This is a genomic window from Pseudomonas sp. ArH3a (assembly GCF_022648765.1).
Classification (GTDB): Bacteria; Pseudomonadota; Gammaproteobacteria; order Pseudomonadales; family Pseudomonadaceae; genus Aquipseudomonas.
Genome location: NZ_CP080330.1, coordinates 5,633,221 through 5,659,881, shown reverse-complemented (window position 1 = coordinate 5,659,881; position 26,661 = coordinate 5,633,221). Strand labels below are relative to the sequence as shown.

Sequence of the window (26,661 nt, the reverse complement as noted above, 5' to 3'; positions counted from 1 at the left end):
CAGCTCCCACATGTTTTAGCGCGATAAACCTTTAGTCCGTAGTAATCCGCGAGTGCTTGCGCGTGTCCTTCATGGTCACGTAAACCACCAGCGACACCGCAATACATGCCGTTACATACCAGTAGTAACCGGTTTCCATGCCAATGCTCTTGAACCACAGTGCGATGTATTCAGCGGTACCGCCGAAGATCGACACGGTCAGCGCATACGGCAGGCCCACGCCCAGGGCGCGAATTTCCGTAGGGAACAGCTCGGCTTTCACCACCGCGTTGATCGAGGTGTAGCCGCTGACGATGATCAGCGCCGCCATGATCAGGAAGAACGCGCCCCACCAGCTTTGGATGGTGTGCAGGGTGGTGAGAATTGGCACGGTGAACAGCGTACCGAGTATGCCGAAGGCGATCAGGATCGGGCGACGGCCGACTTTGTCGGAGAGCCCGCCGACCAGGGGTTGCAGGCACATGAACAGAAACAGCGTGGCGGCTGAAATGGTGGTGGAGTCGGAGATGCTCATGCCGACGGTGTTCACCAGGTATTTCTGCATGTAAGTGGTGTAGGTGTAGAACGCCAGTGTGCCGCCCATGGTCAGGCCGACCACGGTCAACACTTCCTTGGGGTGGCGCATCAAGGTGCGCATCGCGCTTTCCTTGGCTTTTTCCTTTTTGGTGAACGACTCGGTTTCTTCCATGCCACGACGCAGGAACAGCGCGACCACTGCGCACAGCGCGCCGATGGCGAACGGGATGCGCCAGCCCCAGGCATACAGCTGCTCGGTGGTCAGGGTTTGTTGCAGCACGATCAATACGGCCAGGGCGATGAGTTGGCCGGAGATCAGGGTCACGTACTGGAAGCTGGAGAAGAAACCGCGACGTTCCTTGGTCGCCATTTCACTCAAGTAGGTGGCCGAGGTGCCGTACTCGCCGCCGACCGACAGGCCTTGCAGCAAGCGTGCGAACACCAGCAGGATCGGTGCGCCGATGCCGATGGTGTCGTAACCCGGGGTCAACGCGATCAGCAGCGAGCCGAAGCACATCAGCAATACCGAGGCCATCAGCGCGGCCTTGCGGCCCTTGTAGTCAGCGTAGAGGCCCATCAGCCAGCCACCGATCGGGCGCATGATGAAACCCACGGCGAAGATGGCGGCGGTGTTCATCAACTGGGCGGTTGAAGAGCCGGCGGGGAAGAAGGCTTTGGCGAAGTACAGCGAGAAGGCGGCGTAGACGTACCAGTCATACCACTCGACCATGTTGCCGACGGAGCCGCTGAAGATCGATTTGATCCGGCTGGACGTCGTGCGTTCTTTTGCCGGCGCAGCCACCGACCCCAGAGGCAAGGTGTTGGAGTTATCCATTGAAGGATCCTTCATCTAATTGTTTTTGTGGAGCGGCGCGAGCGCTGCCTGGTTCGGCTATAGCAGGAGCTGTGCCAAGTAGATGAAGGCCCGGTTTAGAAGGGTTTCAGAATATTTTTGAGCGGAAAGTCGCTGATGGTTTGAGGGTGATGAGCGGAAATCCGCTTATGGCTACTGGCCTCATCGCAGGCAAGCCAGCTCCCACAGTTGAATGTGTTCACAAATCAAAATGTGGGAGCTGGCGTGCCTGCGATGGCGTCTGTGAAAACAACACAAAAACCGGCCTACAGAAACGTATCCCGCACCAACCCATGGCGCTGCATCTTTTCATTGAAGGTTCGCCGCGGCAGTTGCAACTCGGCCAACACCGCCTTGATATCACCCTTATGCCGAACCAGCGCCGCTTTCAGGCAGTGCGCTTCAAAGGCCTCCTGCTGCGCCGCCAACGATTGCCCCGCCTCGATACCTTCCGGCTCCGGTTCACCCAGGCCCAGCACTTGGCGTTCGGCAACGTTAGCCAGCTCACGCACGTTGCCCGGCCAATCATGGCTGAGCAGCCGCCCCAGTTGTGCGCCGCTCAAGGGTTCGGCGCTACGCCCCAGCCGCTCGGCGGCGCTGTGGGCAAAGTGGTCGAACAGCAGCGGAATATCTTCGCGGCGTTCGCGCAACGGCGGCAGGCGCAGTTGCGCGACGTTCAAGCGATACGCCAAATCCTCGCGAAACCTTCCGGCGCGGGCCTCTTCCAGCAGGTCCGGCTTGGTGGCAGCGATGATGCGCAGGTCCACGTGAATGCTTTGGTTCGAGCCCAACCGCTCCAGCTTTTGCTCCTGCAACACACGCAGCAGTTTCACTTGCTGCGCCAAGGGCATGCTTTCGATTTCATCCAGGAACAGCGTGCCGCCGTGGGCGTATTCCAATTTGCCGATGCGCTTGCCCTGGGCGCCGGTGAACGCGCCACTTTCGTGGCCGAACAATTCGGCCTCAAACAGTTGCTCGGGGATGGCGGCGCAGTTGAGCGCTACAAATGGCTTTTTCGCGCGCGGGCCGAAATCATGCAGGCAGCGCGCGACCAGCTCTTTACCACTGCCGGTCTCGCCACGGATCAACACATTGACCGGCAAACTGGCCAAGTCGAGCACCTGGCGGCGCAAATTCTGCAAACCGCGGGACACGCCCAGCAGGCTGGATTCCAGTTGCGCGCGATGGTCGGCCTGTTGATGCAAGCGACGGTTTTCCAGGATCAGCCCGCGTTTGTCCAAGGCGCGGCGCAGGCTGTTGAGCAAGGCGTCGGGGCTGAAGGGTTTTTCCAGAAAGTCGTAGGCGCCGTCGCGCATGGCTTCCACCGCCATCGGCACATCGCCGTGGCCGGTCAGCAAGATCACTGGCAAGTCGGCATCGCGGCGTTGCACTTCGGCCAGCAGCTCCAGGCCGCTGAGCCCGGGCATGCGCACGTCGCTCAAGATCACTCCGGGAAAGTCCTTGGGCAGTTGCGCCAGGCACTCTTCGGCGCGGCTGAACAACTGCACCGCAAACCCCGACAGGCTCAACCATTGTTCGACGGCCGTGCGAATGCTGGCTTCGTCATCGACCACAATCACTGCGTTCAACATAGGTCGGGCGTCTCCAGCGCAATCGGCAAGGTCAAGGTAAATACTGCGCCGTCGCCACGGTTGCCGGCGAGCAAGCGCCCGCCCAGTTCGTGGACGATAGCGTAGGACACCGCCAACCCAAGGCCGAGGCCGTCGCCCACGGGTTTGGTGGTAAAAAACGGGTCGAACACGCTGTTCAAGTGTTCCTCGGCAATCCCGCCGCCGCTGTCGCTGACGGTCAACTGCCACAGTTGCTGATCGGCGTGCAGGCGGATTTCCAGGCGTTTGCGCGGCTTGTCGGCCATCGCGTCGAGGGCGTTGCGCAGCAGGTTGATCAGCACCTGTTCCAGGCGGATGGCATCGCCGCGCACCCAGGCCGGGCGGGTCAGGTCCAGCACCACGCCGATGGTTTCGTCGCGCAGGCGCGCGTCGAGCAAGTGCAGGGATTGATCGACCACGGTGGCCAGGTCCAGCTTTTCGCGCAGGCCGCTGGGGCTTTTGCGCGCGAAGGTCTTGAGGTGGCCGGTGAGTGCGGCCATGCGCGTGAGCATGTCGTCCAGCGGCGTGAGGGCCTTGTAGGCATCGTCCACACGGCCGTGGTCCAGCAGCAGGCGCAGGGTCGCCAACTGCATGCGTTGGGCGGTCAGTGGCTGGTTGATCTCATGGGCGAGGGCGGCGGACATCTGCCCCAATGCCGCCAGTTTGGCCGATTGCACCAACCCATCCTGGGCCGTACGCAGCGCCTGGGTGCGCTCCTCCACAAGCCGTTCAAGTTCTTCGCGGCTGCGTTGGCGCAAACGGGCCAGGCGCCAGCGTTGGGTCAGGAACAGCACCAGGAACACCAGCGCCAGCCAGGAACCGGCAGCGGCGAGGCCGGCATTGCGCTGGTCTTCAAAGGCGAACTGCGGTTTGCGCAGCAGGTGCAAGGTCCAGCCTTCGGCCTTCAGCGGCAGCGATTCCCAGATGTAATTGGCGCTGCCGTCGGGACCGTTGACGCGCATCAGGTGGCTGTTTTCGTCAAAGCGCTGCAACGTTTGCGTGTCCAGCGGCTGCAATTGTTTTTTGTCGTATTGGCGTGTGGCCTTGAGGTCGGCGAGGTCACTGGCCGACAGCGGGCGCAGGTTGCGGTAACGCCAGCCTGGCTGGTTGGCGATAAACACGATGCCGCGCGCATCGCTGACCAGCAGCAGGTCGTTGCCCTGGGCCCACTCGCGCTCAAGTTCGGGGAATTCGAGCTTCACGACCATGGCGCCGAGGAACTGTTCATGTTCATCGACCATTGCGCTGGAGAGGAAGTAACCCGGGATCCCGGTGGTCACGCCCACCGCATAAAAACGCCCGGTGCCCTGGCTCAAGGTCTGGCTGAAATAGGGGCGAAATGCGTAGTTGTGCCCGACATAACTGCTCGGCAGGTTCCAGTTGCTGGCGGCCACGGCCAGGCCGGTGCGGTCCATCAGCTCCAGGGTGGAGGACTGCGCAGCACTGTTGATGCGCTCCAGTTTGCGGTTGAGCAGGTCTTGGGTGGTGTCGCTCAACGGGCCTTTCAACGCGTTGATCATTTCCGAGTCCAGCGCCAGTACGGCGGGCAGGGCGCGGTAGCGTTCGATCAGGGTGTGCAGGGAGTTGGCGTACAGCGCCAGCTGTTGATTGGCGCGGGCGGCGTCGTCTACCAAAGCTTGGCGTTCGGCATGGCGTGTGGCCAAGGCAGCGGCCAGCACCGCACCGGCGATGATCAACAGGGAGTAGAAGGTCAGGCGCAGGGGGCGTGGGATCGCGATCATACGGTGATGAACAGGCACAGTAAGGGGTGAGCACCATAGCATGCACAACGTTGATGTTGTGGGAGCTGGCTTGCCTGCGATGGCATCACCTCAGGTTCAATGAAAAACCGAGGTGCCTGCATCGCAGGCAAGCCAGCTCCCACATGACCGCGTTCGTCATTACAAAATTACCCTGCATAAAAAAGGCGACTGGGCCATGGGGCCACAGTCGCCTTTATCCTTGCGGGGGAAGTGTTTACTGCACTTCTACCGCCAGGCTTTCACTGATCTTTTTCTGCCAGATGGCAGGACCGGTGATGTGGACGGATTCGCCCTTGCTGTCCACCGCAACGGTGACCGGCATGTCTTTCACGTCGAACTCGTAGATCGCTTCCATGCCCAGTTCGGCGAAAGCCACCACGCGCGACTTCTTAATGGCTTGCGCCACCAGGTAAGCGGCGCCGCCCACAGCCATCAGGTACACGGCTTTGTGGTCTTTGATCGCTTCGATCGCAGTCGGGCCGCGCTCGGATTTGCCGATCATGCCCAACAGGCCGGTTTGCTCGAGGATCTGGCGGGTGAACTTGTCCATCCGCGTGGCGGTGGTTGGGCCAGCCGGGCCAACCACTTCTTCGCGCACTGGATCAACCGGGCCGACGTAGTAGATGAAGCGACCCTTGAGGTCCACCGGCAGGGTTTCGCCCTTGTTCAGCATCTCGACCATGCGCTTGTGCGCCGCGTCGCGACCGGTGAGCATCTTGCCGTTGAGCAGTACGGTTTCGCCCGGCTTCCAGCTCTGCACGTCTTCCGGGGTCAGGGTGTCGAGGTTGACGCGACGGGCCGACGGGCCGGCTTCCCAGACGATTTCCGGGTAGGCGTCCAGCGATGGCGCTTCCAGCGACGCAGGGCCCGAACCGTCGAGCACGAAGTGCGCGTGACGGGTGGCGGCGCAGTTGGGGATCATGCACACCGGCAGCGAGGCTGCGTGGGTCGGGTAGTCCATGATTTTCACGTCGAGCACGGTGGTCAGGCCACCCAGGCCCTGGGCGCCGATGCCCAGTTGGTTGACCTTCTCGAACAGCTCCAGGCGCATCTCTTCGATACGGTTGGACGGGCCGCGCTTTTTCAGCTCGTGAATGTCGATGGATTCCATCAACACTTCCTTGGCCATCACGGCGGCTTTCTCGGCGGTGCCGCCGATACCGATGCCGAGCATGCCCGGTGGGCACCAGCCGGCGCCCATGGTCGGAACGGTCTTGAGCACCCAGTCGACGATCGAGTCGGAAGGGTTGAGCATGGCCATTTTCGACTTGTTCTCGGAGCCGCCGCCCTTGGCCGCCACGTCCACTTCCACGGTGTTACCCGGGACGATGGAGTAGTGGATCACGGCCGGGGTGTTGTCCTTGGTGTTTTTGCGCGCGCCTGCCGGGTCGGCGAGGATCGATGCACGCAGGACGTTTTCCGGCAGGTTGTAAGCCTGGCGCACGCCCTGGTTGATCATGTCGTCCAGGCTCATGGTGGCGCCGTCCCAGCGTACATCCATGCCCACGCGCACGAACACGGTAACGATACCGGTGTCCTGGCAGATCGGGCGATGGCCGGTGGCGCACATGCGCGAGTTGATCAGGATCTGCGCGATGGAGTCACGGGCTGCCGGCGACTCTTCGCGCAGGTAGGCTTCGTGCATCGCTTGGATGAAGTCAACGGGGTGGTAGTAGGAAATGAATTGCAGGGCGTCGGCAACGCTCTGAATCAGGTCGTCTTGCTTGATCACGGTCATGAGTCGCGCTCCTCTATAAGGGAACATTCAATAAAGGTGGCTCAGTGGGGTACATCGGTCGGCTGAGTCCACCTTTCCAAGGCACGCCGTATGGTGCAGGCGCGACGCTAAAAAGGCGCGGCAGTATAACCCGGCGCGGTGGCCGATACACCCGACTATGGTCAAACTCTGTCGGGCATGATTTCCTGTACGCGGCCCTTCTGATTGAGACCTTATATGCCTGAACTGCACGTCGGCGAACGCCACTGGTCGGTAGCCACCGGCAGTAACCTGTTGGATGCCTTGAATCAGGCGGGTGTGGCCGTGCCTTACAGTTGCCGGGCAGGCAGTTGCCATGCCTGCCTGGTGCGCTGCCTGGGTGAGGTTGAGGACAAGCAACCTGACGCCCTGAGCCCGGCGCAACGCCAGGACGGCTGGCGCTTGGCCTGCCAGTGCCAGGTCAGCGGGGATCTTCAGGTCGAAACGTTTGACCCGTTGCGTGACGGTTTGCCGGCTCAGGTCGTGGGTGTCGATTGGTTGAGCGCGGCGGTGCTGCGCCTGCGTCTGCAACCGGAACGCGGCCTGCGTTACCGGGCCGGGCAGCACTTGGTGGTGTGGGCGGGGCAGGTGGCACGCCCCTACTCGTTGGCGAGCGTGCCCCAGGAAGATACCTTCCTGGAATTTCATCTCGATTGCCGTCAACCCGGTGAATTCAGCGATATTGCCCGTCAGTTGCAAGTGGGCGACCGCCTGCGACTGGGCGAGTTGAGAGGCGGGGCGCTGCACTATGACCCCGATTGGCAATTGCGGCCGCTCTGGCTTCTGGCCTATGGCACGGGGCTTGGGCCGTTATGGGGCGTGTTGCGTGAGGCGTTGCGCCAGGATCACCAGGGCGCCATTCGCGTGATTCACCTGGCCCATGATGCCGACGCGCATTACTTGGCCGAGCCCCTGGCGCAGTTGGCTGCGCAGCACCCGAACCTGACCGTGGAGCTGTGGACGGCGGCTGAGTTAACCCAGGCATTGGCGCAACTGCGGCTTGTTTCGCGGCAAACTCTGGCTTTACTCTGCGGGCACCCTGCCAGCGTCGAGGCGTTTTCCAAGCGCCTGTTCCTGGCGGGTTTGCCGCGTAATCAACTGCTGGCCGATGTGTTTTTGCCCCGTGGTTGAGCGCTGAATTCTACAGCCGCGAGATTCACCATGACCGACGCCATCCTGCTGCAACGTGAACGCGGGCTGCTGACCTTGCAGCTCAACCGCCCCGACAAGAAAAACGCCCTGACCCGGACCATGTACACGCAATTGGCCCAGGCGCTGGAGCAGGCTGATGCGGACGAAGGCGTCCGCGCCGTGTTGATCCAGGGCAGCAGCGACTGTTTCACTGCCGGCAACGACATTGCCGACTTCCTTGAGCAACCACCCAGCGACCTCGATAGCCCACCGTTCCACTTTATGAAAAGCCTGCTCAATTGCCGTAAACCGGTGATCGCCGCCGTGGCCGGTGCGGCCGTTGGCATTGGTACAACGCTGCTGCTGCATTGCGACCTGGTTTATATCAGTCGCGATGCACGCTTGCGCATGCCGTTCGTCAACTTGGGATTGTGCCCGGAGTTTGGTTCCAGCCTGATCCTGCCGCGGCTGTTGGGGCATGCGAAAGCGGCTGAACTGTTGCTGTTGGGGGACGGTTTTACCGGCGAGCAGGCGGCGGCATGGGGCATTGCCACCGAGGCACTGGGCAGTGGTGAGGCGGCCTTAGCCAAGGCGCGGGAAGTGGCTGAGCGTTTTGAAACGTTGGCGCCCGCAGCGGTGCAGGTGACCAAACAATTGATGAGGGGTGTTGATCGGGAGCAGTTGCGGCGGGTGATTGAGGAGGAGGGGGCGTTGTTTGTCCAGCGGCTGAAATCACCGGAGGCGATAGCGGCGTTGTCGGCATTTAATGCTCGGCGATGAATGTGCGTTGATGGGGCGGACCTCATCGCGGGCAAGCCATGGGTATCTATGCAACTTTTTGTGTTGCTTTTAGCCTGCGATGGTTTAGGTAGATTGAGTACATATCCGTTGCTGCGGTAACGGCTGCTATGGGTTCCGCTCTTACAGCGGGTCACTTTTGGAAAAGAGCCCCAAAAGTAACCAAAAGGGCTCTTGCCCCACCACTCGGCACCTCGCCTAGGCTCGGTGTGCCCTCACTCCGGCTTTGGACCGTGGGCCGCCGCCATGGGCCATCCTTGGCCCATCGCGGCTAACCCGGCGTCCTGCCGGGTTACCCACGGATTCAAGCCTGCGTTCGGCCATCGTGGTTAACGGGGCGCCTAAGATCAAGATCAAAAGCAAGAGCACGGCGGCCTAGTAGCCGACCTGAGTGGTAGAAGCAAAAGCAGGGCAGAAGCAGAGCACCACCTTATCTAGCTGATGTAATGAGATCCCAATGTGGGAGCGGGTTTGCTCGCGAAGGCGGTGGGTCAGTCAGCTCATGTGTAACTGCCACACCGCCTTCGCGAGCAAGCCCGCTCCCACAATTTTGACCGAGTTTAGCTGCCAGCACCGCAGTGCTCTGCTTTTCTGTGGGAGCTGGCTTGCCTGCGATGCAGGCACCTCGGTGTATCAGGCATAACCAGTTGATGCCATCGCAGGCAAGCCAGCTCCCACATTTGATTGAGTTTCAGTTTCCAAGATCAGGTCGGCTGTCAGGCCGCCTCGGTTTTGCTTTTGATTTAACCACTCAGGTCGGCTACTAGGCCGCCGTGCTCTTGCTTTTGATCTTGATCTTAGGCGCCCCGTTAAACCACGCTGGCCGAACGCAGGCTTTGGAGCGTGGGTAAACCGGCAGGACGCCGGTTTAGCCGCGATGGGCCAAGGATGGCCCATGGCGGCGGCCCACGGTCCAAAGCCGGAGTGAGGGCACACCGAGCCTAGGCGAGGTGCCGAGTGGTGGGGCAAGAGCCCTTTTGGTTACTTTTGGGGCTCTTTTCCAAAAGTGACCCGCCGTAAGGGCGGAACCCATAGCAGCCGTTACCCAAATAACGGATATGTACCCCGCGCCCCCGCGACAACCAAAGAACTCAACCCATAAAAAGATGTGTAGATACCCATGCCGCGATGAGGCCCTCTCATTCAACAAATCCTCAGGCCTTTAAATGCAAAAAGCCCCGCCATTCACATGGCGGGGCTTTTGTTTTTCAGCGTGTCACTCAGACCATTGGGTCGCCAACGTGCAGGATCTTCATGCCGTTGGTGCCGCCGATGGTGTTGTAGCTGTCGCCCTTGGTCAGGATGACCCAGTCGCCTTTCTCCACCACGCCGCGCTTGATCAGCTCGTCGATGGCCGCCTGGCTGACTTCGTGCGGTGGCAACGAAGCCGGGTCGAACGGTACGGTGTACACACCACGGAACATGGCCGCACGGGCCTGGGTTTCGCGGTGCGGGGAGAACGCGTAGATCGGGATCGAGGAGCGGATGCGCGACATGATCAACGGCGTGTAGCCACTTTCGGTCAAGGCGATGATCGCTTTAACGCCCGGGAAGTGGTTGGCGGTGTACATGGCGGCCAAGGCGATGCTCTGGTCGCAGCTTTCAAACACTTTGCCCATGCGGTGGCTGGAGGTCTTGCTGGTCGGGTGCTTTTCAGCACCGACGCAGATACGCGCCATGGCCTGGACGGCTTCCAGCGGGTATGGGCCAGCAGCACTTTCAGCCGAGAGCATCACGGCGTCGGTGTAGTCGAGCACGGCGTTGGCCACGTCGGACACTTCGGCACGGGTCGGCATCGGGTTCTGAATCATCGACTCCATCATCTGGGTCGCCACGATCACCGCTTTGTTGTGGCGGCGTGCGTGCAGGATGATCTTCTTCTGGATACCGATCAGCTCGGCGTCACCGATTTCCACGCCCAGGTCGCCACGGGCAACCATCACAGCGTCGGACGCCTTGATCAGGGCGTCGAGGGTTTCGTCATCGGCCACAGCTTCGGCACGTTCGATCTTCGCCACCAGCCAGGCAGTACCGCCGGCTTCGTCGCGCAGCTTACGGGCGTATTCCATGTCGGCAGCGTCGCGCGGGAAGGACACGGCGAGGTAGTCCACTTCCATTTCTGCGGCGAGCTTGATGTCGGCCTTGTCTTTTTCAGTCAGGGCCGGCGCTGTGAGGCCACCGCCGCGACGGTTGATGCCTTTGTGGTCGGACAGCGGGCCACCGATGATCACGGTGCAGTTCAGCTCTGTCGAGGTGGCAGTGTCGACGCGCATGACCACACGGCCGTCGTCCAGCAGCAGTTCGTCGCCGACGCCGCAGTCTTTGACCAGGTCCGGGTAGTCGATACCCACGACGTCCTGGTTGCCTTCGGTCAGCGAATGGCTGGTGGAGAAGGTGAACTTGTCACCGATCTTCAGCTCGATCCGCTTGTTGGCGAATTTGGCGATACGGATTTTCGGGCCTTGCAGGTCACCCAGCAGTGCCACGAAGCGGCCGTGCTTGGCGGCCAGGTCACGCACCAGCTTGGCGCGAGCCTTGTGCTCGTCCGGGGTGCCGTGGGAGAAGTTCAGACGGGCAACGTCCAAACCAGCCAGAATCAGCTGTTCGAGGACTTCCGGCGAGTTACTGGCCGGGCCAAGGGTGGCGACGATTTTGGTACGACGGACGGACATGCACAGACTCCTGAGTTCAAGCGCTGGGCAAGGCTACTATGCTCTTTCGTTGTAGTCATTGTTCGTTTGCACTACTTATCGACGATTGGCTTGTTTTTGCAGCGGTCGAATTGACCAACATCCTTGAAGATTTTCGACGAAGGGTCGATACACTGCTCAAGACAGGAGAACCCCCATGCGAATTTTGCTCGTTGCTGCCTTGGCCGTCAGTGTTGTCGGCTGTACCCGCTGGTCGATGGACCACCATTTGAACAACGCTTACCGTGCCTATGGGGTGGGTGATTGCGAGCGTGTCACCCTGGAGTTATCCCAGGTCGACCGCGAGAGCCGTACCCGTCGTTATGTGCAACCGGAGGTCTCGATGTTGCGCGGGCAATGCCTGGAACGGCAAAAGTTGTTTGTTGATGCCGTACAAACCTACCAGTTCATCATCAACCAGTACCCTTCAAGCGAGTACGCTTACCGTGCCCGTGCCAGGCTAGACACCCTGCAGCAGTTGGGGCATTACCCCGGCGCCAGTGCCGCAAAGCCCCGTCCAGCGTCTTTGTGATGATATTTATCACGCGGTAGCTCGCTCGTCGCCAGTCTTGGGCTATCCTTTGAGTGTTCGTTTGTACAAGTTTCTATTCAAACGAAGGCAAGGCCCGGATCCGGCAGCTGTTTAGTGACTGAAGCGATGTGTTGTCACACCGAGATCCAGGGAGAGCGAGCCGTTGGCTTGTTCCGAATCACTGGCACGGCCACAAAACATGGCCATTGGATGGCGAACTCACATGTTTACGCACCGACGGATTGAGCGGCACCAGTTACATAGCTTCCTGCAGGTGTTCAATCGTCTTACAGACAAGCCTATTGGTTTTTTGGGCAATGTTTCTGAAGACGGGCTGATGTTGATCAGCCAATTACCCATGATGGTCGACGTGGACTTCGAGCTGCGCTTGAAAGTCCCTGGACCCGACGGCGAGTTCCAGGCAATCGACCTCACGGCGACCTGCTTGTGGAGCCATGAAGATATCAATCCTCAGCATTACGACTCGGGGTTTAGCGTGATTCAGGCGTGCGATGAGTACGCCCAACTGATCAAAGCCTTGCTGAATTACTTCAGTTTCGATCCATTACAGGCATCCGCCTAGACGCTGCACAGTGTCGGCCTGGTTCGGGCGTGTTACTCAAACGCGGTCGCACGCTCGCCACACAGCACTTTTACCAGGGTGCTTGTTCCAGAAGGCGGCGTTTCATAAGGCGCCGGCTTTTTTCCAACCCAGATACCGTGTCACCAACGCGGCTCCCAGCTGTGAAGGTGGGGTATCCAATACAGACAAGCCATGCGCGCTCAGACGGTCGTGGAGTTCGTTTCGCGTGTTGAGGTAGTCCACCGTGCCGCTATAAATCAACGCCTCGGGAAGGGTTTGCACGGGTGCCTGGCGCAGCTGATCAAGCACTTCCTCGCGCAGGCTGGCTACCAATACGCGGTGCTGTCGGCTGATACGCTTGACCGCGGTCATCAATGCCTCATCGTCCTCGTCGCGCAGATTAGTGACTACGATCACCAGCGCCCTGCGCTTTTGCCGGGCCAGCAATTGGCTGGCGGCCGCCTGGTAGTCGGCTGTTCGCCGGGTGGTATCCAAGTCGTATACCGCGTTGAGCAGCAGGTTCAACTGGCCACTGCCCTTAACCGGGGCCAGAAAGCGCGACTGGTCACCGGCAAAAGTGCACAGGCCCACGGCATCGCCCTGGCGCAACGCCACATAGCTGAGCAGCAGGCAGGCGTTGAGCGCGTGGTCGAAGTGCGATAACTCATCATCCTGACTGCGCATGCGCCGACCGCAATCAAGCATGAACACAATTTGCTGGTCGCGCTCATCCTGGTATTCCCGGGCGATCGGTGTGCGTTGCCGTGCGGTGGCCTTCCAGTCGATCTGACGCAGGCTGTCACCTTCGCGAAACTCGCGCAGTTGATGGAACTCCAGACCCAATCCCCTTCGCTGGCGTTGTTGCACACCGAGTTGACTCAGCCAGTTATCCACACCCAGCAATTGTGCACCGTACAAGCGGGCGAAGTCCGGGTAGACGCGGGTCGAATCTTCAATCTCAATAAAACGTCGTGCCGACCACAGCCCAAAGGGGCTGGGCAGGTGAACTTCACAGCGGCTAAACCGGAAGAGTCCACGGCGCAAAGGGCGCAGTCGGTAGCCCAGCTCGCTGCGTTCACCGGGGCGCAGTTCGATGCTCTGCGGCAGGTTTTCCATGCTCAGGCCGTCTGGGACGTGATCGAACACCTCTACGGTGAGTGGCTGCGGGTAGTTGTGGGTCAGGGTCAGTCGAGCGTCCCCCCAGCGGCCGAGCGCCAGGCTGCCGGGCATTTGCCGTTGCACCTGCACAGAAGGGCGACGACGCAGGCGTGCAGCGTCCAACAGCGCCAGCAGCAACAGCGCCAGCAACAGTCCCCAGGCGATCGAGTGCACCGTGTCGGGCACATTGAGCTGCAACGCCGCAGCACCGCCGAGCAGGATGTTCAGGCCCAGCAGCACACCCAGCCAGCTTAACAACAGTCGAGTCGGCTTCATGGGCGCGTCACTGCCGGGGCGCCGGAATCTGGTCCAGCAGTTGCTTGAGCACTTGGTCTACCTCAAGGCCGTCGATATCCAGCTCCGGTGCAATACGCACTCGATGACGCAGTACCGCCAGGGCACACCCTTTGATGTCGTCCGGGGTGACGAACTCACCGCCGCGCAACAAAGCCCGCGCCCGGGCACCACGGACCAGGGCGATGGAGGCCCGAGGGCCGGCGCCGATGGCCAGCCCTGGCCAGGTACGGGTCGCTCGTGCCAGGCGCACGGCGTAGTCGAGTACTTGCTCATCCAGGGCCAGCTCACTGGCGATCTGCTGCAGTTGCAACACGTCCTCGGCCTGCAGCACGGTGCGCAGTGGTTGCACATCAAGCATGTCCGCCCTGGACGAGCGGGTCACTTCACGCACCATGTCGAGCTCCTGCTGGGCTTCGGGGTAGTCCATGCGCACCTTGAGCATGAACCGGTCCAGTTCGGCCTCGGGCAGGGGATAGGTGCCTTCCTGTTCGATGGGGTTCTGGGTCGCCAGCACCATGAAGGGTTGGCCGATGGGCAGCGCCTCGCCTTCGAGCGTGACCTGGCGCTCCTGCATGGCTTCGAGCAGGGCGGCCTGGGTTTTCGCCGGGGCACGGTTGATTTCGTCGGCCAGCAACAGGTGAGTGAACAGTGGCCCTTTGCGCAACTTGAACTGCTCGGTATGCAGGTCGTACACCGCGTGGCCGGTGACATCGCTGGGCATCAGGTCCGGCGTGAACTGGATACGCGCGAAGTCGCCACCGAAACAACGGGCCAAGGCCCGTACCAGCAAAGTCTTGCCCAGACCTGGTACGCCTTCGAGCAGGACGTGGCCGCCTGCGATCAATGCGGTGAGTACATCGTCAATCACCTGGTCCTGGCCAATCACCGCCTTACGCAGTTCCACGCGCAGGGCTTGTGCCTGCTGGCTGGCGTGTTGAAGGCTTTCGGTGGTGGGGGCCGTGGCTGCTGGGAAATCGCTCATAGGGCATTCCTGAGAGTTTGCAGGCACGCCACCTGACGGCTGAAATCGGCGCTGGTGAGCCGTTTTGCCGGGAGTGGGCCGAGGGCCTGACTGATGATGTGGGAGGGTTGGCGCGTCAGGCGTTCAAGTACCTGCCACTGGTCAGCGGTGTCGAGGTGTTCAAAGCCTGGGTGACGCCGCCTTGCCGCGCGTTGGACGTCACGCTGCAAGGCTTGCAAGAGCGGGCCTTGGCCACTGCGGCGCAGCAGGAAGTCGGCGCTGGCCTTCAAGTGTTCCTGCAACTGTCGGCGTGCCTTGGGTGCCGGAGCCTGGACCGGCCCCTGGCGCATTCCGGCGTGCCACAACGCCAGGGCAATCAGCGCTACAAGCGCCACCAGCGCCTGGGGGAAATTGCGCACCAACAAGGTCAGCAGGTTGTCCACGTCGCTGTTGAACAGCAACGTCACGTCAGTGCCCTGGTTGAGGTACCACAGCAGCCAGGCGTTATCGTGTTTGCCGATGGCTGGGGTTTTCCACAGGTCGCTGTCGGTCACCACCGTCACGGTGCCGTGCCCGAGGTCGCGTTGCATCAGGTGGCTGGACTTGGCGCTGTTGGCGGAAAACTGCGCCAGGTGCTTGGGGTCGGAGAGGTTGAAGGCGGTATCGAAGCTGAAATAGGCCGGTGCGGTTTCATTGTCGACATAGAGCTTGGTCAGGTCCGGCGCTTTCTTTTTGCGCGGGGACGCAGGTTCGTCAATGTCGTCACTTATGAGCTGGTGGATGTTTAAACGATCGAGCAGTAAGTCGCCGCTTTTGCCCGTTTCTTCATCCCACAACGCTTCGGCGACTACCAGCAGATGGCCACCGGACTTCGCCCAGTCCAACAGTTGATCCACCTGGCGTGGGGTCATGTTGCTGCGCTCGCCCAGCAGTAACAGGCTATTGCCTTTGGGAGGAAGGTCGGCAAGTCGTTTTAGGCTATTGGCGTGCTCAACTACGAGGCCTTGCTTGCGCAGAAAGTATTCCGCTGCCAGATAAGGATTCTGACGGGCGTGCGGCGATGGACCACGGTCTACCACCTCGTCATAAGGGATTGCCTTGTGCCAGGCATAAAACGCCCCGGCGCCCAGCAGGCACGCCAGCAGTAACCCGACCCACACTAATGGCCGGTTCATTGGGCGGCTCCCGAGTTGAATAACGCACGCCAATCGTTGCAGAGTTTCTGCTGGGCAGAGGCCGTAGGCACATGGTGACCATAGGCGAGGCTCTGCCAGTGCCGGGTCAATTCATCACTGAACGCCAGTAGATGTGGTTGTTGCAGTTGGTGAACCCGCTCCAGGACCTGGCCTTCGGTATCGGCGCTTTTCAGTGGCAGGTTGTAGTCATGCAGCAACCGACTGAGCAGGCCACGGTACAGGAGGCCAAGGGCTTCCCGTGGCTGAGAGGGCCATAGTTGCTCGGCGGTGCTGGCGATGTCTTCAGGTAACGTCTCTAGACCCAGGTCCAGTCCGAACAATTGCGCCGGTGCCGGTTTGGCGATTTTGGGGCTGCGGCTCGGGCGCAGGCTGACAAAGGCGCGCAGCCAGTCACGGTAGCGCCAGACCAGCAGGGCCAAGATGGCGATCACCACGCTCCACAGGAGTACTTCCAGTCCTTGGCCGACATGCTTGAAGGTGTTGCTGTTGAGGTGGTTCAGCAGCGATTGAAGCCAGGCGGGTAATTTTCCGTCTCCGTGAACTTTGTTTTTAGGCGCAGGTTTATCTTCGCCAAAACGATAACGCGTGACGGTTTCCGGGTTTTTGAAAGGCGGTTGTTCAAGCACTGTCTTTATTGATTGGGCGGCGGCTTGAGTGCTGAGCTGTTGGGTGGCGTTCGACTCGTCAGCCATGGCCGGCGGGCTGGCAGGTATCAGCAACAGCCCGACAACCAGCAGTAGCAGCAGTAGCAGCGGTGCAGCGCTGCTCAGGCGTTGGCGCAAACGGCGGAATACCAACTCCAGGTCCCAGGCTTCCAGTACGGTTCGACGGTTGAGGTACAGGCTGAAACCGCAGGCAACATAGATGGGTTCCCAGAACACCAGGATCAAGGCGTAAAAGGTGTTGGTCAGGTGCTCCAGCCATAGCCATTCCGCGCCGGTTGAGAGCGCGAGGCGTTGCCAGTCCCAATCCACTTCAACCTGATCCGGGATGAAGAGATAGAACACCGCCATGCAGCCAAACCACAGGGCGATTTCCAGGTGTACACCGATGATGGTCAGCCAGCGCGCGGCACTCGCGTTGCGTTGCAGCAGCACGCCCAGGCGTTGCTGGCGTGCCTGGCCCCCCAGGCCTTCAAGTTGGCTTACCGGCAGTAAAAAACTGCGGCTGAGGCTGAGCCGACGCCAGGTCAGGCTGACCAGCAACTGGCTTTTAAGCAGTCGTGGCCAATGGCGTACGGCGTGTTTGACGCTGGGTGTCTCACCAAACAGGGCTTTGGACAGAATGTACAGCGGCAAGCGGTCGAACGCAGGCTTAAGCCACCAGAACACGAATAGTGCGACAGAGGGGTGTTCCCAGAGCAATACGCTGAGCAAAGCAAACACCGGCAAGCTCACCAGCGCCCAACTGCTCATCAGCAGCAGGCGATGTTCCCGAGCCATTAATACGCCAAGGTCCATGGCTTCCCAGGTGGTACGTGGGCGAATCACCACACTGGCATCACTCAGGCGCATGGCGAGTCCGTCCAGCGAAAATAAGGTAAGCGGCCACCAGCAACCAAAGCGCAGCGCCAACGAGGTATTTGGCCCAAGGGGCAATGGAGGTGGTGGAAGACCAGTAGGCTTCAATAAACGCGGCAATCAGCAGGAACACCATAACGCCGCAGAGCATCTGCACGCTTTTACGGGCCGCCAGCCGTAGGGATTCGCTGCGAGCCAGCGACCCCGGAGCGATCAGCGCCCAGCCCAATTGCAAGCCCGCCGCGCCAGCCAGGGCGATGGCACTCAGCTCGAATGCACCGTGGCCGATGACAAATGACCAGAAGGTCTGGCCGTAGCCAATTTCGGTCAGGTGCCCGGAGACGGCCCCGATGATCAAGCCGTTGAAAATCAGAAAAAACACGCTGCCCAGGCCAAACAGCAGGCCGGCGGCAAAGGTCTGGAAGGCGATGCCGATGTTGTGCATCACGTAGTAGCCAAACATCATCCAGTCTTCGCTGGAGGCGCGTTCGGCGGCGCGGCCCAAGCGGCTGGCATCCGGGTCGTACATGCTTTGCATTTCTGCCACCTGCTGGGGGCTGACGATGCTGTAGATCAGGTCTGGAAACAGGTAGACCAGCAGCGCTATGCCCACCAGGCTGCCAAAGAACAGCAGGCTGGCGATCAGCACGAAACGCCACTGCTCACGTACCAGTCGCGGGAAGTCGGCCAGAATGAAGGCCAATACGTTGGCCCCCAGTTGGCTGCGGTGGCGATATAACTGTTGGTGGCCACGCAGGGCCAGTTGCTGCAGCGGATCAACCAGGTAACTGCTATAGCCGCGCTCTTGGGCAAGGGCCAGGTGCTGGCACAAACGTCGATAGTGGTGGGGGAAATCAGCCACGTCACGGGTCTTGGCTTTACCTTGCTCCAACTGTTTCAGTTGCTCGTCAAAGGCTTGCCATTGGGCTTGGTGACGGCTTTCGAACTGGCTCTGTTTCATGTTGGGCCCAACAAACCACGGGCCACACCATTGAGCTGTTCCACGGCCCGCGGCGTAGACACTTGCAGGGGCGCGGCGAGGATTGAGGCCAGTTCATGCACCCGCTCGCTGGACAGTTCGCCTTGGCGTTCGGCAAAGCCGAGGATGGCGCGTTGTTCGCTCAGGTCCAGGGCGAAAGGCAGGCGCAGGGCGACAGCCTGAGGAATTTGGGGGCGGGCCAGGGGCTGCTCGCGGTAGATCACCAAGGTGCCCGCAGCCAAGTCGCCGAGGCGTTTGAAATAGGGATGTTGCAGGCAACTGATGGCGCCGAGGAAGTAACCGAAGGGCAGCATATCGACAAAGCGCAGCAGGTTACGGATCAGTGATGCGGACCAACCGACCGGTGTGCCGTCGTCCTGTACCACCCGCAGGCCCATGACCTGCTTGCCGGGGGAGCAGCCCTGATTGAGCACCTCAAACAACACCATGTACCACCAACTGACCAGGAATAGCAGCAACGAGCCCAGGCCAATGCCGATATTGCCCAGCAATGCCAACGGTACGAGCAGGATGCCCATGATCAGCCCGCGCAAACCCAAGTCGAAAGCGAAGGCCAGTGCGCGTGGCAGCAGGCCGGCCGGGCGCAAGGGTAGATCGATGCCCTCCGGGGTCTCGATTTGGTAGCGGGTATCCAAAGGGGTTGATGGCATTGCGATCCTTGGCAGTGCAGAGCGGCTGGGAGACTCGGATGCTAGCAGTGTCGACGATGGAAGCAACCTTTCCAGGTTTTACTGGATGTTTGTACAGTTAGGTATCGCTGGCCCCGGACGCCTTGCAGCGCCTAGACTTTGTCGACCTCCAGTACAGGAACAGCCCGTGACCTCTATTTTCTGGTACGACTATGAAACCACCGGCATTAACCCGCGCAGCGATCGCCCGCTGCAGGTCGCCGGTATTCGTACCGACCTCGAACTCAACGAGGTCGGCCCGCCGGTCAATCTTTATTGCCAGCCCAGTGACGATATCCTGCCTCACCCGGTCGCCTGCGCGATCACCGGTATCACCCCCGGTATCCTGGCGGAAAAGGGCTTGGCCGAAGCTGATTTCATGACCCGAGTGCATGCCGAGTTGGCTGCGCCAGGTACCTGTGGCGCCGGTTACAACACCCTGCGATTTGATGATGAAATGACGCGTTACAGCCTGTACCGCAACTTTTTTGACCCCTACGCCCGCGAGTGGCAGGGCGGTAACAGTCGTTGGGATTTGATCGATGTCGTGCGCACGGCCTACGCGCTGCGCCCGGAAGGTATTGAGTGGCCTGAGCAGGATGGGCGCGTGACGCTCAAGCTTGAGCGCTTGACCGAGGCCAACGGCATTGATCATGGCCAGGCCCACGATGCCCTGTCGGACGTGCGTGCCACGATTGCCTTGGCGCGCCTGGTCCGTGAGAAACAGCCCAAGTTATATGAATGGCTGTTTCAGCTGCGCAGCAAGCAGCGAGTGATGGATCAGGTGCGGCTGCTGCAACCCATGGTGCATATTTCTGGGCGCTTTTCCGCTGAGCGTCATTACTTGGGCGTGGTACTGCCTCTGGCCTGGCACCCGCGCAATCGTAATGCGTTGATTGTCTGTGACCTTGGGCTCGACCCGCAGGGTTTGCTGGACCTGGACGCCGATACTTTGCGCCGGCGCCTCTACACGCGCCGTGATGAGCTGGCGGAAGGGGAGCTGCCAGTGCCGCTCAAGTTGTTGCATATCAACCGCTGCCCGGTGGTTGCCCCATTGAATGTGCTGCGGGCTCAGGACCGTGAGCGACTTCAGTTGGATATGCAGGTGTGTCAGGCGCGGGCGGTGCGACTAACTGACGCACAGGAAGTTTGGCGCGATAAGTTGGCGGCCATTTACGCCGAGGACGACTTTGCGCCGAGTTCAGACCCGGAGCAACAGCTCTATGATGGTTTTATTGGCGACCGCGACCGTCGTTTATGTGAACAAGTCCGGGCGGCTGAGCCTGCTCATCTGGCACATCAGCAGTGGCCTTTTGATGATCATCGTTTGCCGGAATTATTATTCCGCTACCGCGCGCGTAACTTCCCGGACACCTTGAACATCGAGGAGCAACAGCGCTGGAAACTTTTTTGCCAGCAACGGTTGTCGGCGCCGGAATGGGGGGCGCCCAATACCCTCTCGGCATTTAAACGGGCGCGGGAAGAGTTGGCTGTTACTGCCACATCGTTTCAGTGCCAGGTCGTGGATCAATGGCAGGAATATGCCGACTCTTTAGCCGCTCGCCTGAATCTGTAGGCCGGTAATTGCAGATTATTCGGACAATAAAAAAACGCCAGCAAGCTGGCGTTTTATTTTGCTGCATATCAGGCGAGTGCCCGACCAGGCTTAGCCCAGCAGGGTAGCCCAGCCTTCAACTACGTCGCCGCCCCACTTGGCTTTCCACTCTTTCAGAGTCTTGTGGTTGCCACCTTTGGTTTCAATCACTTCGCCGTTGTGCGGGTTCTTGTATTGCTTGACCTTGCGAGCACGCTTGGTGCCGGTAGTTTTCACAGCGCCACGAGGGGCTTTAACTTTCGACTCTGGATCCAGCAGCGCGATGATGTCGCGCAGGGATTTGGAGTATTCACCCATCAGGGTGCGCAGTTTGCCTTCAAATTCCAGCTCGGTTTGCAGCTTGTCGTCTTGGGACAGGTTCTTCAAACGGGCTTGCAGCTCTTTAATAGCTTCTTCGGTGGCACGGTATTCGTTGATCAGAGACATGTGGACTACCTTATGTAGAGCGCTGATTGACAGGGTAAGTGGCCCAATAATAGTCAGGCCACTTGCGCAAGTAAACATTTAAGGATGCATTTATGTGAATTACTTTGAATGTTTGTAGCAAAGCTACGCAATCGAGTTAATTAGTAGGTGTATGCCTAAAGATAATCTCGTTTATTTTCCGATAACTGCCCGAGGTGACATTTTACGGCCATATAGCGGCTGTAAAACCTTACGCTGTTAAGGGCTGTACCCAGGGCGGGGGGACAGAATAAGGTGCAAGGAATACTGCAGTTTTTCTGCGTAATCGATAGAATGGCGGCCTTTGCGAAGTTCTGGAGTTTCCCCCTAATGCGCACTTTTCGGCTGGTGATCGCTTGCCCGGACCGGGTTGGCATCGTTGCCAAAGTCAGTAACTTTCTGGCCTCCCACAACGGCTGGATCACCGAGGCGAGCCATCACTCGGACGATCTCAGCGGTTGGTTTTTCATGCGTCACGAAATTCGTGCCGACACGCTGCCCTTTGGTCTTGAAGCCTTTCGTGAAGCGTTCGCGCCGATCGCCGAAGAGTTTTCGATGACCTGGCACATCACCGACACCGAGCAGAAAAAACGCGTTGTGCTGATGGCCAGCCGTGAATCGCACTGCCTGGCCGACCTGCTGCACCGCTGGCACAGTGATGAGCTGGACTGCGAGATCGCCTGTGTCATTTCCAACCATGACGACCTGCGCAGCATGGTCGAGTGGCATGGCATTCCTTACTACCATGTGCCGGTCAACCCGCAGGACAAGGAGCCGGCGTTTGCCGAGGTTTCCCGTCTGGTGAAGCAGCACGACGCTGACGTGGTAGTGCTGGCGCGCTACATGCAAATCCTGCCGCCGGAACTGTGCCGTGAGTACGCCGGTAAGGTGATCAACATTCACCATAGCTTCCTGCCATCGTTCGTCGGTGCCAAGCCTTACCACCAAGCCTCCCTGCGTGGCGTGAAGCTGATTGGCGCAACCTGCCACTACGTTACCGAGGAACTGGACGCCGGCCCGATCATCGAGCAGGACGTGGTGCGCGTCAGCCACAGCGACAGCATTGAAGACATGGTGCGTTTCGGCCGTGATGTCGAGAAGATGGTGCTGGCGCGCGGCCTGCGTTATCACTTGGAAGATCGCGTGCTGGTGCACGGCAACAAGACAGTGGTGTTCTGATAACCGCGTTTTGAACGATTGAAGAATAAAGGGCCTGGGCGTTAAATCGTCCCAGGCCCTTTTTCTTTGCCTGCCATTGAGGATTGATTGATGAGCGATCCACTCGACAAAGCCACCTCCAAAGCCCCGGCGACGCTGGGGGAAGGCTGTTTGAGTCGATATGACCCGGATGACCTCGACGCCGAGGACGGCACCGAGTTTCCTGGCGCCGCCGAACTGTGGGAGCGTGAGCAGGGCCCATCCCGGACCAAGGACGAATAACGCCCGCCGCCCTGTGAGACGGCGAGCACGCGGATCAGATCCGGAAACTGCCTACCAACTGTTTCAAGCGCGCCGCCTGTTGTTCCAGGTCGGTGCAGGCGCGCAGGGTTGAATGCAGGTTTTCCACACCTTCCTGGTTGAGGGTGTTGATCTCGGTGATGTCCATGTTGATCGACTCCACCACCGAGGTTTGTTCCTCGGTGGCGGTGGCCACGGACTGGTTCATGCCGTCGATCTCGCCGATGCGCTGGGTCACGCTGTTCAGGCGCTCGCCGGCCAGGTTGGCGATTTCCACGCTGTCCTGGCTGTGGCGCTGGCTTTCACTCATGGTGCTGACCGAATCTCTGGCGCCGACTTGCAACTCCTCGATCATCTTTTGCACTTGTTGCGCCGACTCTTGCGTGCGATGCGCCAAGTTGCGCACTTCATCGGCCACGACCGCAAACCCGCGCCCGGCTTCCCCGGCACGTGCTGCTTCGATGGCGGCGTTAAGCGCGAGCAGGTTGGTTTGCTGGGAGATGCTGGTGATCACTTCCAGAATCTGCCCGATATTCACGGTCTTGCTGTTCAGCGCTTCGATATTGCTGCTGGACGCGCTGATCATCGCGGACAGTTGGGTCATCGCCTTGATATTACGATCGACCACCTGTTGACCGTCTTCGGCCAAGTGCCGCGCGTCGCTGGCCTGGTTGGAGGCTTGTGCGGCGTTACGCGCAATTTCCTGGGCCGCAGCGCCCAGCTCGTTGATGGCCGCTGCGACGCTATTAGTGCGGTTGGCCTGCTCATCGGAATTCACCATCGACGAGTTGGAGGCGCTGACCACGCGTAAAGCGACTTCGTTGACTTGCTCGGTGGCCGAGGACACTTCGCGAATCGATGTATGAATCCGCTCCACGAATCGATTGAAGGCATTACCGAGCGTACCGAACTCGTCGTTGTTCTGGATGGTCAAGCGGCGGGTCAAGTCACCCTCGCCATCGGCGATGTCCTGCATGGCGCGGGTCATCACGTGCAGCGGTTGCAGCAGCACACGGATCAGCATGCCCAGCAGCGCAATGATGATTACCACGGCAATGATCGTGGCAATCACTGCCGAGGTGCGAAATTCGCTGAGCATGGCGAAGGATTTGTCTTTATCCACCGAAATGCCCAGGTACCAGTTCACTGACGGCAAGCCCTTGATCGGTGTGAAGGTCACGATGTTGTCCTTGCCGTTGGCCTGGACTTCGCTGAAATTACCCGTGATCTTCGGTGTGTTTTTTGGGTAGACGTCAGCCAGGGTTTTCATCACCAGGCTCTTGTCCGGGTGCACCAGCACTTTGCCGTCAGCACTGACTAGGAACGCATAACCCATGCCGCCGAAGTTCAGCGCGCCGATGTTATCCACCAGGGTTTGCAGGCTCAGGTCGCCGCCTACCACGCCGATGCTTTGGCCGGATTTGGTGCTGCTGGGAGTGGCGACGGAGATGATCAACTGGCCGGTAGCGGCGTCAATATAAGGTTCGGTCAGGGTCGAACCGTTGCTGCTCTGGGCGCCCTTGTACCAAGGGCGAACCCGCGGGTCGAAGCCGTCCGGCATCTTGGTGTCGGGACGGATGGTAAAGGCGCCTTTGCTGTCGCCCACGTAGGTGGCCATGAACGAGGAGGTCAGGGTTTTCTGCTCGAGCAGGTTGGTAATCACGGTGGGTTCAGGGTTGATAGCAATGTTTTGTGCAGCGTTTTCCACCAAGGCGATACGCCCGGTGAGCCAGGTTTGGATATTGCTGGCGGTGACATCGCCCATTTCGTGCAGGTAGTTATTGAGGTCGTCGCGAATCGCATTGCGTTGCAGGTAGTCGTTATAGAGGGTAAACAGTGCGAAAGCGGCGATGACGATAAGGGAGGCTGCAAGCAGGATTTTGTGGCTGAAACGCAGGTTCTTATTCATGGCTTGTAGGGTCCGCTAGGGTCTAAATATCCGAAGCGCGTCTTTGTGGGATGCGCAAAATGGCTGCGTCAAAAAAGGTGTGATACTGCGGATGATAGCTCTGTGGGTCCCTCCTGTAGGAACTATGCGCACAGGCACTATCTGACCTATTTTTAGACTTTGTTGGTCTTACATCTGTCTGTATCGACCTGGCTGCACTAAAGATTAACCAAAGGTGACGAAATGCCTGACTCCTCGCAACTGCTTATCGGCGCCGGCCCAGACGGCCAGCCCATCGCCCAGGCCATGCGCCTGGCCAACCGTCATGGGTTGATTGCCGGTGCCACCGGCACAGGTAAAACCGTCACGTTGCAGCTCCTGGCGGAGGCCTTCAGTGAGGCGGGCGTGGCCGTGTTCGCCGCTGATATCAAGGGCGACCTGTGTGGCCTGGGGGCTGCGGCCAACCCTCAAGGTAAAGTGGCCGAGCGCATCGCGGGCATGCCTTTCCTTAATTACACGGCGAAGGCTTATCCGGTAACGCTGTGGGATATTCACGGGCAATCCGGTCATCCGCTGCGCACCACCATCAGCGAAATGGGGCCGTTATTGCTGGGCAGTCTGTTGGAACTCACCGACAGCCAGCAGTCGGCGCTCTATGCCACCTTCAAGGTCGCGGACCGCGAAGGTCTATTGCTGCTGGACCTCAAAGATCTCAAGGCGTTGCTCAACCACTTGCGCTATCACCCGGAACTGCTGGGCGACGATGCCGCGCTGATGACCACCGGCTCCAGCCAGGCGCTGTTACGGCGCCTGGCCGTGCTTGAGCAGCAGGGCGCCGAGGCCTTGTTTGGCGAGCCGGCCCTGCAACTTGAAGATATTTTGCAGCCCGCCAGTGACGGTCGCGGGCGCATCCATCTGCTGGATGCCAGCCGCTTGGTGCATGAGGCGCCGAAAGTCTACGCGACCTTCTTGCTATGGCTGCTCGCAGAGCTGTTCGAACAGTTGCCTGAGCGTGGTGATGCTGACAAACCGCTCTTGGCGCTGTTCTTCGACGAGGCGCATTTGCTGTTCGCGGACACGCCCAAGGCTTTGCAGGATCGCTTGGAACAAGTGGTGCGCTTGATTCGCTCCAAAGGCGTCGGCGTGTACTTTGTCACGCAATCCCCAGGTGATTTGCCTGACACGGTCCTGGCGCAACTCGGCCTGCGTATTCAGCACGGCTTGCGGGCGTTCACCACGAAAGAGCAGAAATCCCTGCGCGCAGTGGCGGATGGTTTTCGGCCCAACCCGGCGTTTGATGCGTTGTCGGTGCTGACTGAACTGGGCACGGGTGAGGCGCTGGTGGGCACCTTGCAGGAAAAAGGCACGCCGGAAGTGGTCCAGCGCGTGCTGGTAGCGCCGCCGCAATCACGCATTGGGCCACTCAGTGAGGCCGAACGTGCCGCACTGATCGCCAGTTCGCCGTTGCAAGGGCGCTATGACAAGCCGATTGATCGTGAATCAGCCTATGAAGTGCTGATGGCACGTAAGGAGCTGGGGCCGAGCGAAGAGGCCAAGCCCGCCGCCGAAGAGCCGAGCTTTACCGACAAGGCTGGCGCGTTTTTGGGCACTGCGGCCGGCAAGGCGCTTAAATCCGCGATGCAACAGGCCGCCAATCAGATGGGGCGTCAGTTGGTGCGGGGGTTGTTGGGCTCGTTGCTAGGCGGCAGCAAGCGCAAGTAGCGGTTCAGGCTTTGGGCTTGGCGTGGGCGGCCAACCGCTCTAGTGCTGCACGCAAGCCCGGATCGCTTATGCCGTCGGCCGTGGCCTGGATGGTTTCGGCCGCATTTACCGAGAGGTCTATGCTGTGACCCACTGCGCGTTGTGGCGCAGTGGGTGGCTGCACCTTGAACTGGATACGGGTCAATCTGGCAAACTCGTCAAATGCCATCAATTGCCGCAGCAGGCGTTTTTGCTGATAACGCAAACGGGTGGCCCAATGACCGTCGGTGACAATTAATAGAAGATTACCTTCGCGCCAGGACGCCACATGGCAATGTTCCCGCGCGGCAGGTTGCAGCTGGCTTTCTAAAAGGCGTTGCAAACGGCCCAGGCGCTGCGCGTGGCCGAAGATGGCTTTCAACGGTTTGGCTTCGCGGAGCAACACGCTTGGCGCGCGGGCTGTAAGAGGGCGAAATGCCATGTCTAGACACCTTAGGTAACAGAGCCGCCATCTTAGCAGAAA

Annotated in this window: 22 protein-coding genes; 8 read left to right on the top strand and 14 right to left on the bottom strand. The window is 59.9% G+C overall.

What is annotated here, in order from left to right; translation table 11 throughout:
* Window positions 1-31: 31 nt before the first annotated feature.
* The 4 genes from K0P33_RS25960 to K0P33_RS25945 all read right to left on the bottom strand — a co-directional run bounded on the left by K0P33_RS25960 (window position 32) and on the right by K0P33_RS25945 (window position 6,480).
* Window positions 32-1,351: an MFS transporter gene (locus K0P33_RS25960; protein WP_094952643.1), complete on the bottom strand. Its 1,320-nt coding sequence runs from the start codon at window positions 1,349-1,351 to the stop codon at window positions 32-34.
* A gap of 284 nt (window positions 1,352-1,635) precedes the next feature.
* Window positions 1,636-2,961 (bottom strand): sigma-54 dependent transcriptional regulator, encoded by a 1,326-nt coding sequence (locus K0P33_RS25955; RefSeq protein ID WP_094952642.1) that lies wholly within the window; start codon window positions 2,959-2,961, stop codon window positions 1,636-1,638.
* Entirely contained in the window at window positions 2,955-4,721 is a 1,767-nt protein-coding gene (locus K0P33_RS25950; RefSeq protein WP_094952641.1) for an ATP-binding protein, read from the bottom strand. Before K0P33_RS25950 ends, K0P33_RS25955 begins: the two co-directional genes overlap by 7 nt.
* Window positions 4,722-4,956: 235 nt before the next feature.
* Window positions 4,957-6,480, bottom strand: a complete 1,524-nt coding sequence (locus tag K0P33_RS25945; protein WP_094953881.1) for a fumarate hydratase — start codon at window positions 6,478-6,480, stop codon at window positions 4,957-4,959.
* 216 nt (window positions 6,481-6,696) lie between these two features.
* On the opposite strand from K0P33_RS25945, the gene K0P33_RS25940 reads away from it, so the two are divergent.
* Window positions 6,697-7,629: an iron-sulfur-binding ferredoxin reductase gene (locus K0P33_RS25940; protein WP_242152296.1), complete on the top strand. Its 933-nt coding sequence runs from the start codon at window positions 6,697-6,699 to the stop codon at window positions 7,627-7,629.
* A 30-nt stretch (window positions 7,630-7,659) separates the two neighbouring features.
* The gene (locus K0P33_RS25935; protein WP_094953883.1) at window positions 7,660-8,409 is read left to right on the top strand and encodes an enoyl-CoA hydratase-related protein; all 750 of its coding nucleotides are present in this window, start codon (window positions 7,660-7,662) and stop codon (window positions 8,407-8,409) included.
* Between the two features lie 1,238 nt (window positions 8,410-9,647).
* On the opposite strand, the gene pyk is transcribed toward K0P33_RS25935, so the two are convergent.
* The gene (gene pyk, locus K0P33_RS25930; RefSeq protein WP_094952409.1) at window positions 9,648-11,099 is read right to left on the bottom strand and encodes a pyruvate kinase; all 1,452 of its coding nucleotides are present in this window, start codon (window positions 11,097-11,099) and stop codon (window positions 9,648-9,650) included.
* Window positions 11,100-11,274: 175 nt separating this feature from the next.
* On the opposite strand from pyk, the gene K0P33_RS25925 reads away from it, so the two are divergent.
* Complete coding sequence (locus tag K0P33_RS25925) at window positions 11,275-11,649, top strand: hypothetical protein (RefSeq protein ID WP_094952410.1); 375 nt, start codon at window positions 11,275-11,277, stop codon at window positions 11,647-11,649.
* Window positions 11,650-11,872: 223 nt separating this feature from the next.
* Window positions 11,873-12,232 carry a PilZ domain-containing protein gene (locus K0P33_RS25920; RefSeq protein ID WP_094952411.1) on the top strand — a complete coding sequence of 120 codons (360 nt, stop codon included), beginning with the start codon at window positions 11,873-11,875 and terminating at the stop codon, window positions 12,230-12,232.
* Between the two features lie 102 nt (window positions 12,233-12,334).
* Here K0P33_RS25920 and K0P33_RS25915 read toward each other — a convergent pair whose 3' ends face one another.
* From K0P33_RS25915 to K0P33_RS25890, 6 genes are read right to left on the bottom strand one after another with little or no spacing between them, the layout of a single operon-like run.
* Window positions 12,335-13,666, bottom strand: coding sequence for a DUF58 domain-containing protein (locus K0P33_RS25915; protein ID WP_094952412.1), 1,332 nt, complete (start codon window positions 13,664-13,666; stop codon window positions 12,335-12,337).
* 7 nt (window positions 13,667-13,673) lie between these two features.
* Entirely contained in the window at window positions 13,674-14,669 is a 996-nt protein-coding gene (locus K0P33_RS25910; protein ID WP_094952413.1) for a MoxR family ATPase, read from the bottom strand.
* The gene (locus K0P33_RS25905) at window positions 14,666-15,823 is read right to left on the bottom strand and encodes a DUF4350 domain-containing protein (RefSeq protein WP_094952414.1); all 1,158 of its coding nucleotides are present in this window, start codon (window positions 15,821-15,823) and stop codon (window positions 14,666-14,668) included. Before K0P33_RS25905 ends, K0P33_RS25910 begins: the two co-directional genes overlap by 4 nt.
* Window positions 15,820-17,358, bottom strand: a complete 1,539-nt coding sequence (locus K0P33_RS25900; RefSeq protein ID WP_242152293.1) for a DUF4129 domain-containing protein — start codon at window positions 17,356-17,358, stop codon at window positions 15,820-15,822. Before K0P33_RS25900 ends, K0P33_RS25905 begins: the two co-directional genes overlap by 4 nt.
* Window positions 17,345-18,325, bottom strand: coding sequence for a stage II sporulation protein M (locus K0P33_RS25895; protein WP_094952416.1), 981 nt, complete (start codon window positions 18,323-18,325; stop codon window positions 17,345-17,347). Before K0P33_RS25895 ends, K0P33_RS25900 begins: the two co-directional genes overlap by 14 nt.
* Window positions 18,322-19,014, bottom strand: a complete 693-nt coding sequence (locus K0P33_RS25890) for an RDD family protein (RefSeq protein WP_094952417.1) — start codon at window positions 19,012-19,014, stop codon at window positions 18,322-18,324. The genes K0P33_RS25895 and K0P33_RS25890 overlap by 4 nt, the downstream gene beginning before the upstream one ends.
* A gap of 166 nt (window positions 19,015-19,180) precedes the next feature.
* Between K0P33_RS25890 and sbcB the strand changes: the two genes are divergently transcribed.
* A complete protein-coding gene (sbcB, locus tag K0P33_RS25885; RefSeq protein WP_094952418.1) occupies window positions 19,181-20,608 on the top strand; it encodes an exodeoxyribonuclease I in 1,428 nt (475 codons plus the stop codon).
* 90 nt (window positions 20,609-20,698) lie between these two features.
* Here sbcB and mvaT read toward each other — a convergent pair whose 3' ends face one another.
* Window positions 20,699-21,073: a histone-like nucleoid-structuring protein MvaT gene (mvaT, locus tag K0P33_RS25880; protein WP_005790963.1), complete on the bottom strand. Its 375-nt coding sequence runs from the start codon at window positions 21,071-21,073 to the stop codon at window positions 20,699-20,701.
* A 348-nt stretch (window positions 21,074-21,421) separates the two neighbouring features.
* On the opposite strand from mvaT, the gene purU reads away from it, so the two are divergent.
* Window positions 21,422-22,270: a formyltetrahydrofolate deformylase gene (purU, locus tag K0P33_RS25875; RefSeq protein ID WP_019821236.1), complete on the top strand. Its 849-nt coding sequence runs from the start codon at window positions 21,422-21,424 to the stop codon at window positions 22,268-22,270.
* A gap of 90 nt (window positions 22,271-22,360) precedes the next feature.
* Entirely contained in the window at window positions 22,361-22,531 is a 171-nt protein-coding gene (locus tag K0P33_RS25870; RefSeq protein WP_176462980.1) for a hypothetical protein, read from the top strand.
* A 34-nt stretch (window positions 22,532-22,565) separates the two neighbouring features.
* On the opposite strand, the gene K0P33_RS25865 is transcribed toward K0P33_RS25870, so the two are convergent.
* Window positions 22,566-24,458 carry a methyl-accepting chemotaxis protein gene (locus K0P33_RS25865; RefSeq protein WP_242152290.1) on the bottom strand — a complete coding sequence of 631 codons (1,893 nt, stop codon included), beginning with the start codon at window positions 24,456-24,458 and terminating at the stop codon, window positions 22,566-22,568.
* A gap of 222 nt (window positions 24,459-24,680) precedes the next feature.
* Between K0P33_RS25865 and K0P33_RS25860 the strand changes: the two genes are divergently transcribed.
* Window positions 24,681-26,159, top strand: coding sequence for a helicase HerA-like domain-containing protein (locus K0P33_RS25860; protein ID WP_242152288.1), 1,479 nt, complete (start codon window positions 24,681-24,683; stop codon window positions 26,157-26,159).
* Window positions 26,160-26,163: 4 nt separating this feature from the next.
* Here K0P33_RS25860 and K0P33_RS25855 read toward each other — a convergent pair whose 3' ends face one another.
* On the bottom strand, window positions 26,164-26,619 hold the full coding sequence (locus K0P33_RS25855) for a DciA family protein (RefSeq protein WP_094952421.1): 456 nt from the start codon (window positions 26,617-26,619) through the stop codon (window positions 26,164-26,166).
* Window positions 26,620-26,661: the final 42 nt, after the last annotated feature.

Bases quoted from the DNA above. Each gene is read 5' to 3' on its own strand.
- K0P33_RS25945 (WP_094953881.1), bottom strand. From the start codon at position 6,480: ATGACCGTGATCAAGCAAGACGACCTGATTCAGAGCGTTGCCGACGCC.
- mvaT (WP_005790963.1), bottom strand. From the start codon at position 21,073: ATGTCTCTGATCAACGAATACCGTGCCACCGAAGAAGCTATTAAAGAG.
- K0P33_RS25910 (WP_094952413.1), bottom strand. From the start codon at position 14,669: ATGAGCGATTTCCCAGCAGCCACGGCCCCCACCACCGAAAGCCTTCAA.
- K0P33_RS25895 (WP_094952416.1), bottom strand. From the start codon at position 18,325: ATGAAACAGAGCCAGTTCGAAAGCCGTCACCAAGCCCAATGGCAAGCC.
- K0P33_RS25915 (WP_094952412.1), bottom strand. From the start codon at position 13,666: ATGAAGCCGACTCGACTGTTGTTAAGCTGGCTGGGTGTGCTGCTGGGC.
- K0P33_RS25890 (WP_094952417.1), bottom strand. From the start codon at position 19,014: ATGCCATCAACCCCTTTGGATACCCGCTACCAAATCGAGACCCCGGAG.
- K0P33_RS25855 (WP_094952421.1), bottom strand. From the start codon at position 26,619: ATGGCATTTCGCCCTCTTACAGCCCGCGCGCCAAGCGTGTTGCTCCGC.
- K0P33_RS25960 (WP_094952643.1), bottom strand. From the start codon at position 1,351: ATGGATAACTCCAACACCTTGCCTCTGGGGTCGGTGGCTGCGCCGGCA.
- K0P33_RS25950 (WP_094952641.1), bottom strand. From the start codon at position 4,721: ATGATCGCGATCCCACGCCCCCTGCGCCTGACCTTCTACTCCCTGTTG.
- K0P33_RS25905 (WP_094952414.1), bottom strand. From the start codon at position 15,823: ATGAACCGGCCATTAGTGTGGGTCGGGTTACTGCTGGCGTGCCTGCTG.
- K0P33_RS25900 (WP_242152293.1), bottom strand. From the start codon at position 17,358: ATGCGCCTGAGTGATGCCAGTGTGGTGATTCGCCCACGTACCACCTGG.
- K0P33_RS25860 (WP_242152288.1), top strand. From the start codon at position 24,681: ATGCCTGACTCCTCGCAACTGCTTATCGGCGCCGGCCCAGACGGCCAG.
- purU (WP_019821236.1), top strand. From the start codon at position 21,422: ATGCGCACTTTTCGGCTGGTGATCGCTTGCCCGGACCGGGTTGGCATC.
- K0P33_RS25935 (WP_094953883.1), top strand. From the start codon at position 7,660: ATGACCGACGCCATCCTGCTGCAACGTGAACGCGGGCTGCTGACCTTG.
- K0P33_RS25940 (WP_242152296.1), top strand. From the start codon at position 6,697: ATGCCTGAACTGCACGTCGGCGAACGCCACTGGTCGGTAGCCACCGGC.
- K0P33_RS25920 (WP_094952411.1), top strand. From the start codon at position 11,873: ATGTTTACGCACCGACGGATTGAGCGGCACCAGTTACATAGCTTCCTG.
- K0P33_RS25925 (WP_094952410.1), top strand. From the start codon at position 11,275: ATGCGAATTTTGCTCGTTGCTGCCTTGGCCGTCAGTGTTGTCGGCTGT.
- K0P33_RS25870 (WP_176462980.1), top strand. From the start codon at position 22,361: ATGAGCGATCCACTCGACAAAGCCACCTCCAAAGCCCCGGCGACGCTG.
- K0P33_RS25955 (WP_094952642.1), bottom strand. From the start codon at position 2,961: ATGTTGAACGCAGTGATTGTGGTCGATGACGAAGCCAGCATTCGCACG.
- K0P33_RS25865 (WP_242152290.1), bottom strand. From the start codon at position 24,458: ATGAATAAGAACCTGCGTTTCAGCCACAAAATCCTGCTTGCAGCCTCC.
- pyk (WP_094952409.1), bottom strand. From the start codon at position 11,099: ATGTCCGTCCGTCGTACCAAAATCGTCGCCACCCTTGGCCCGGCCAGT.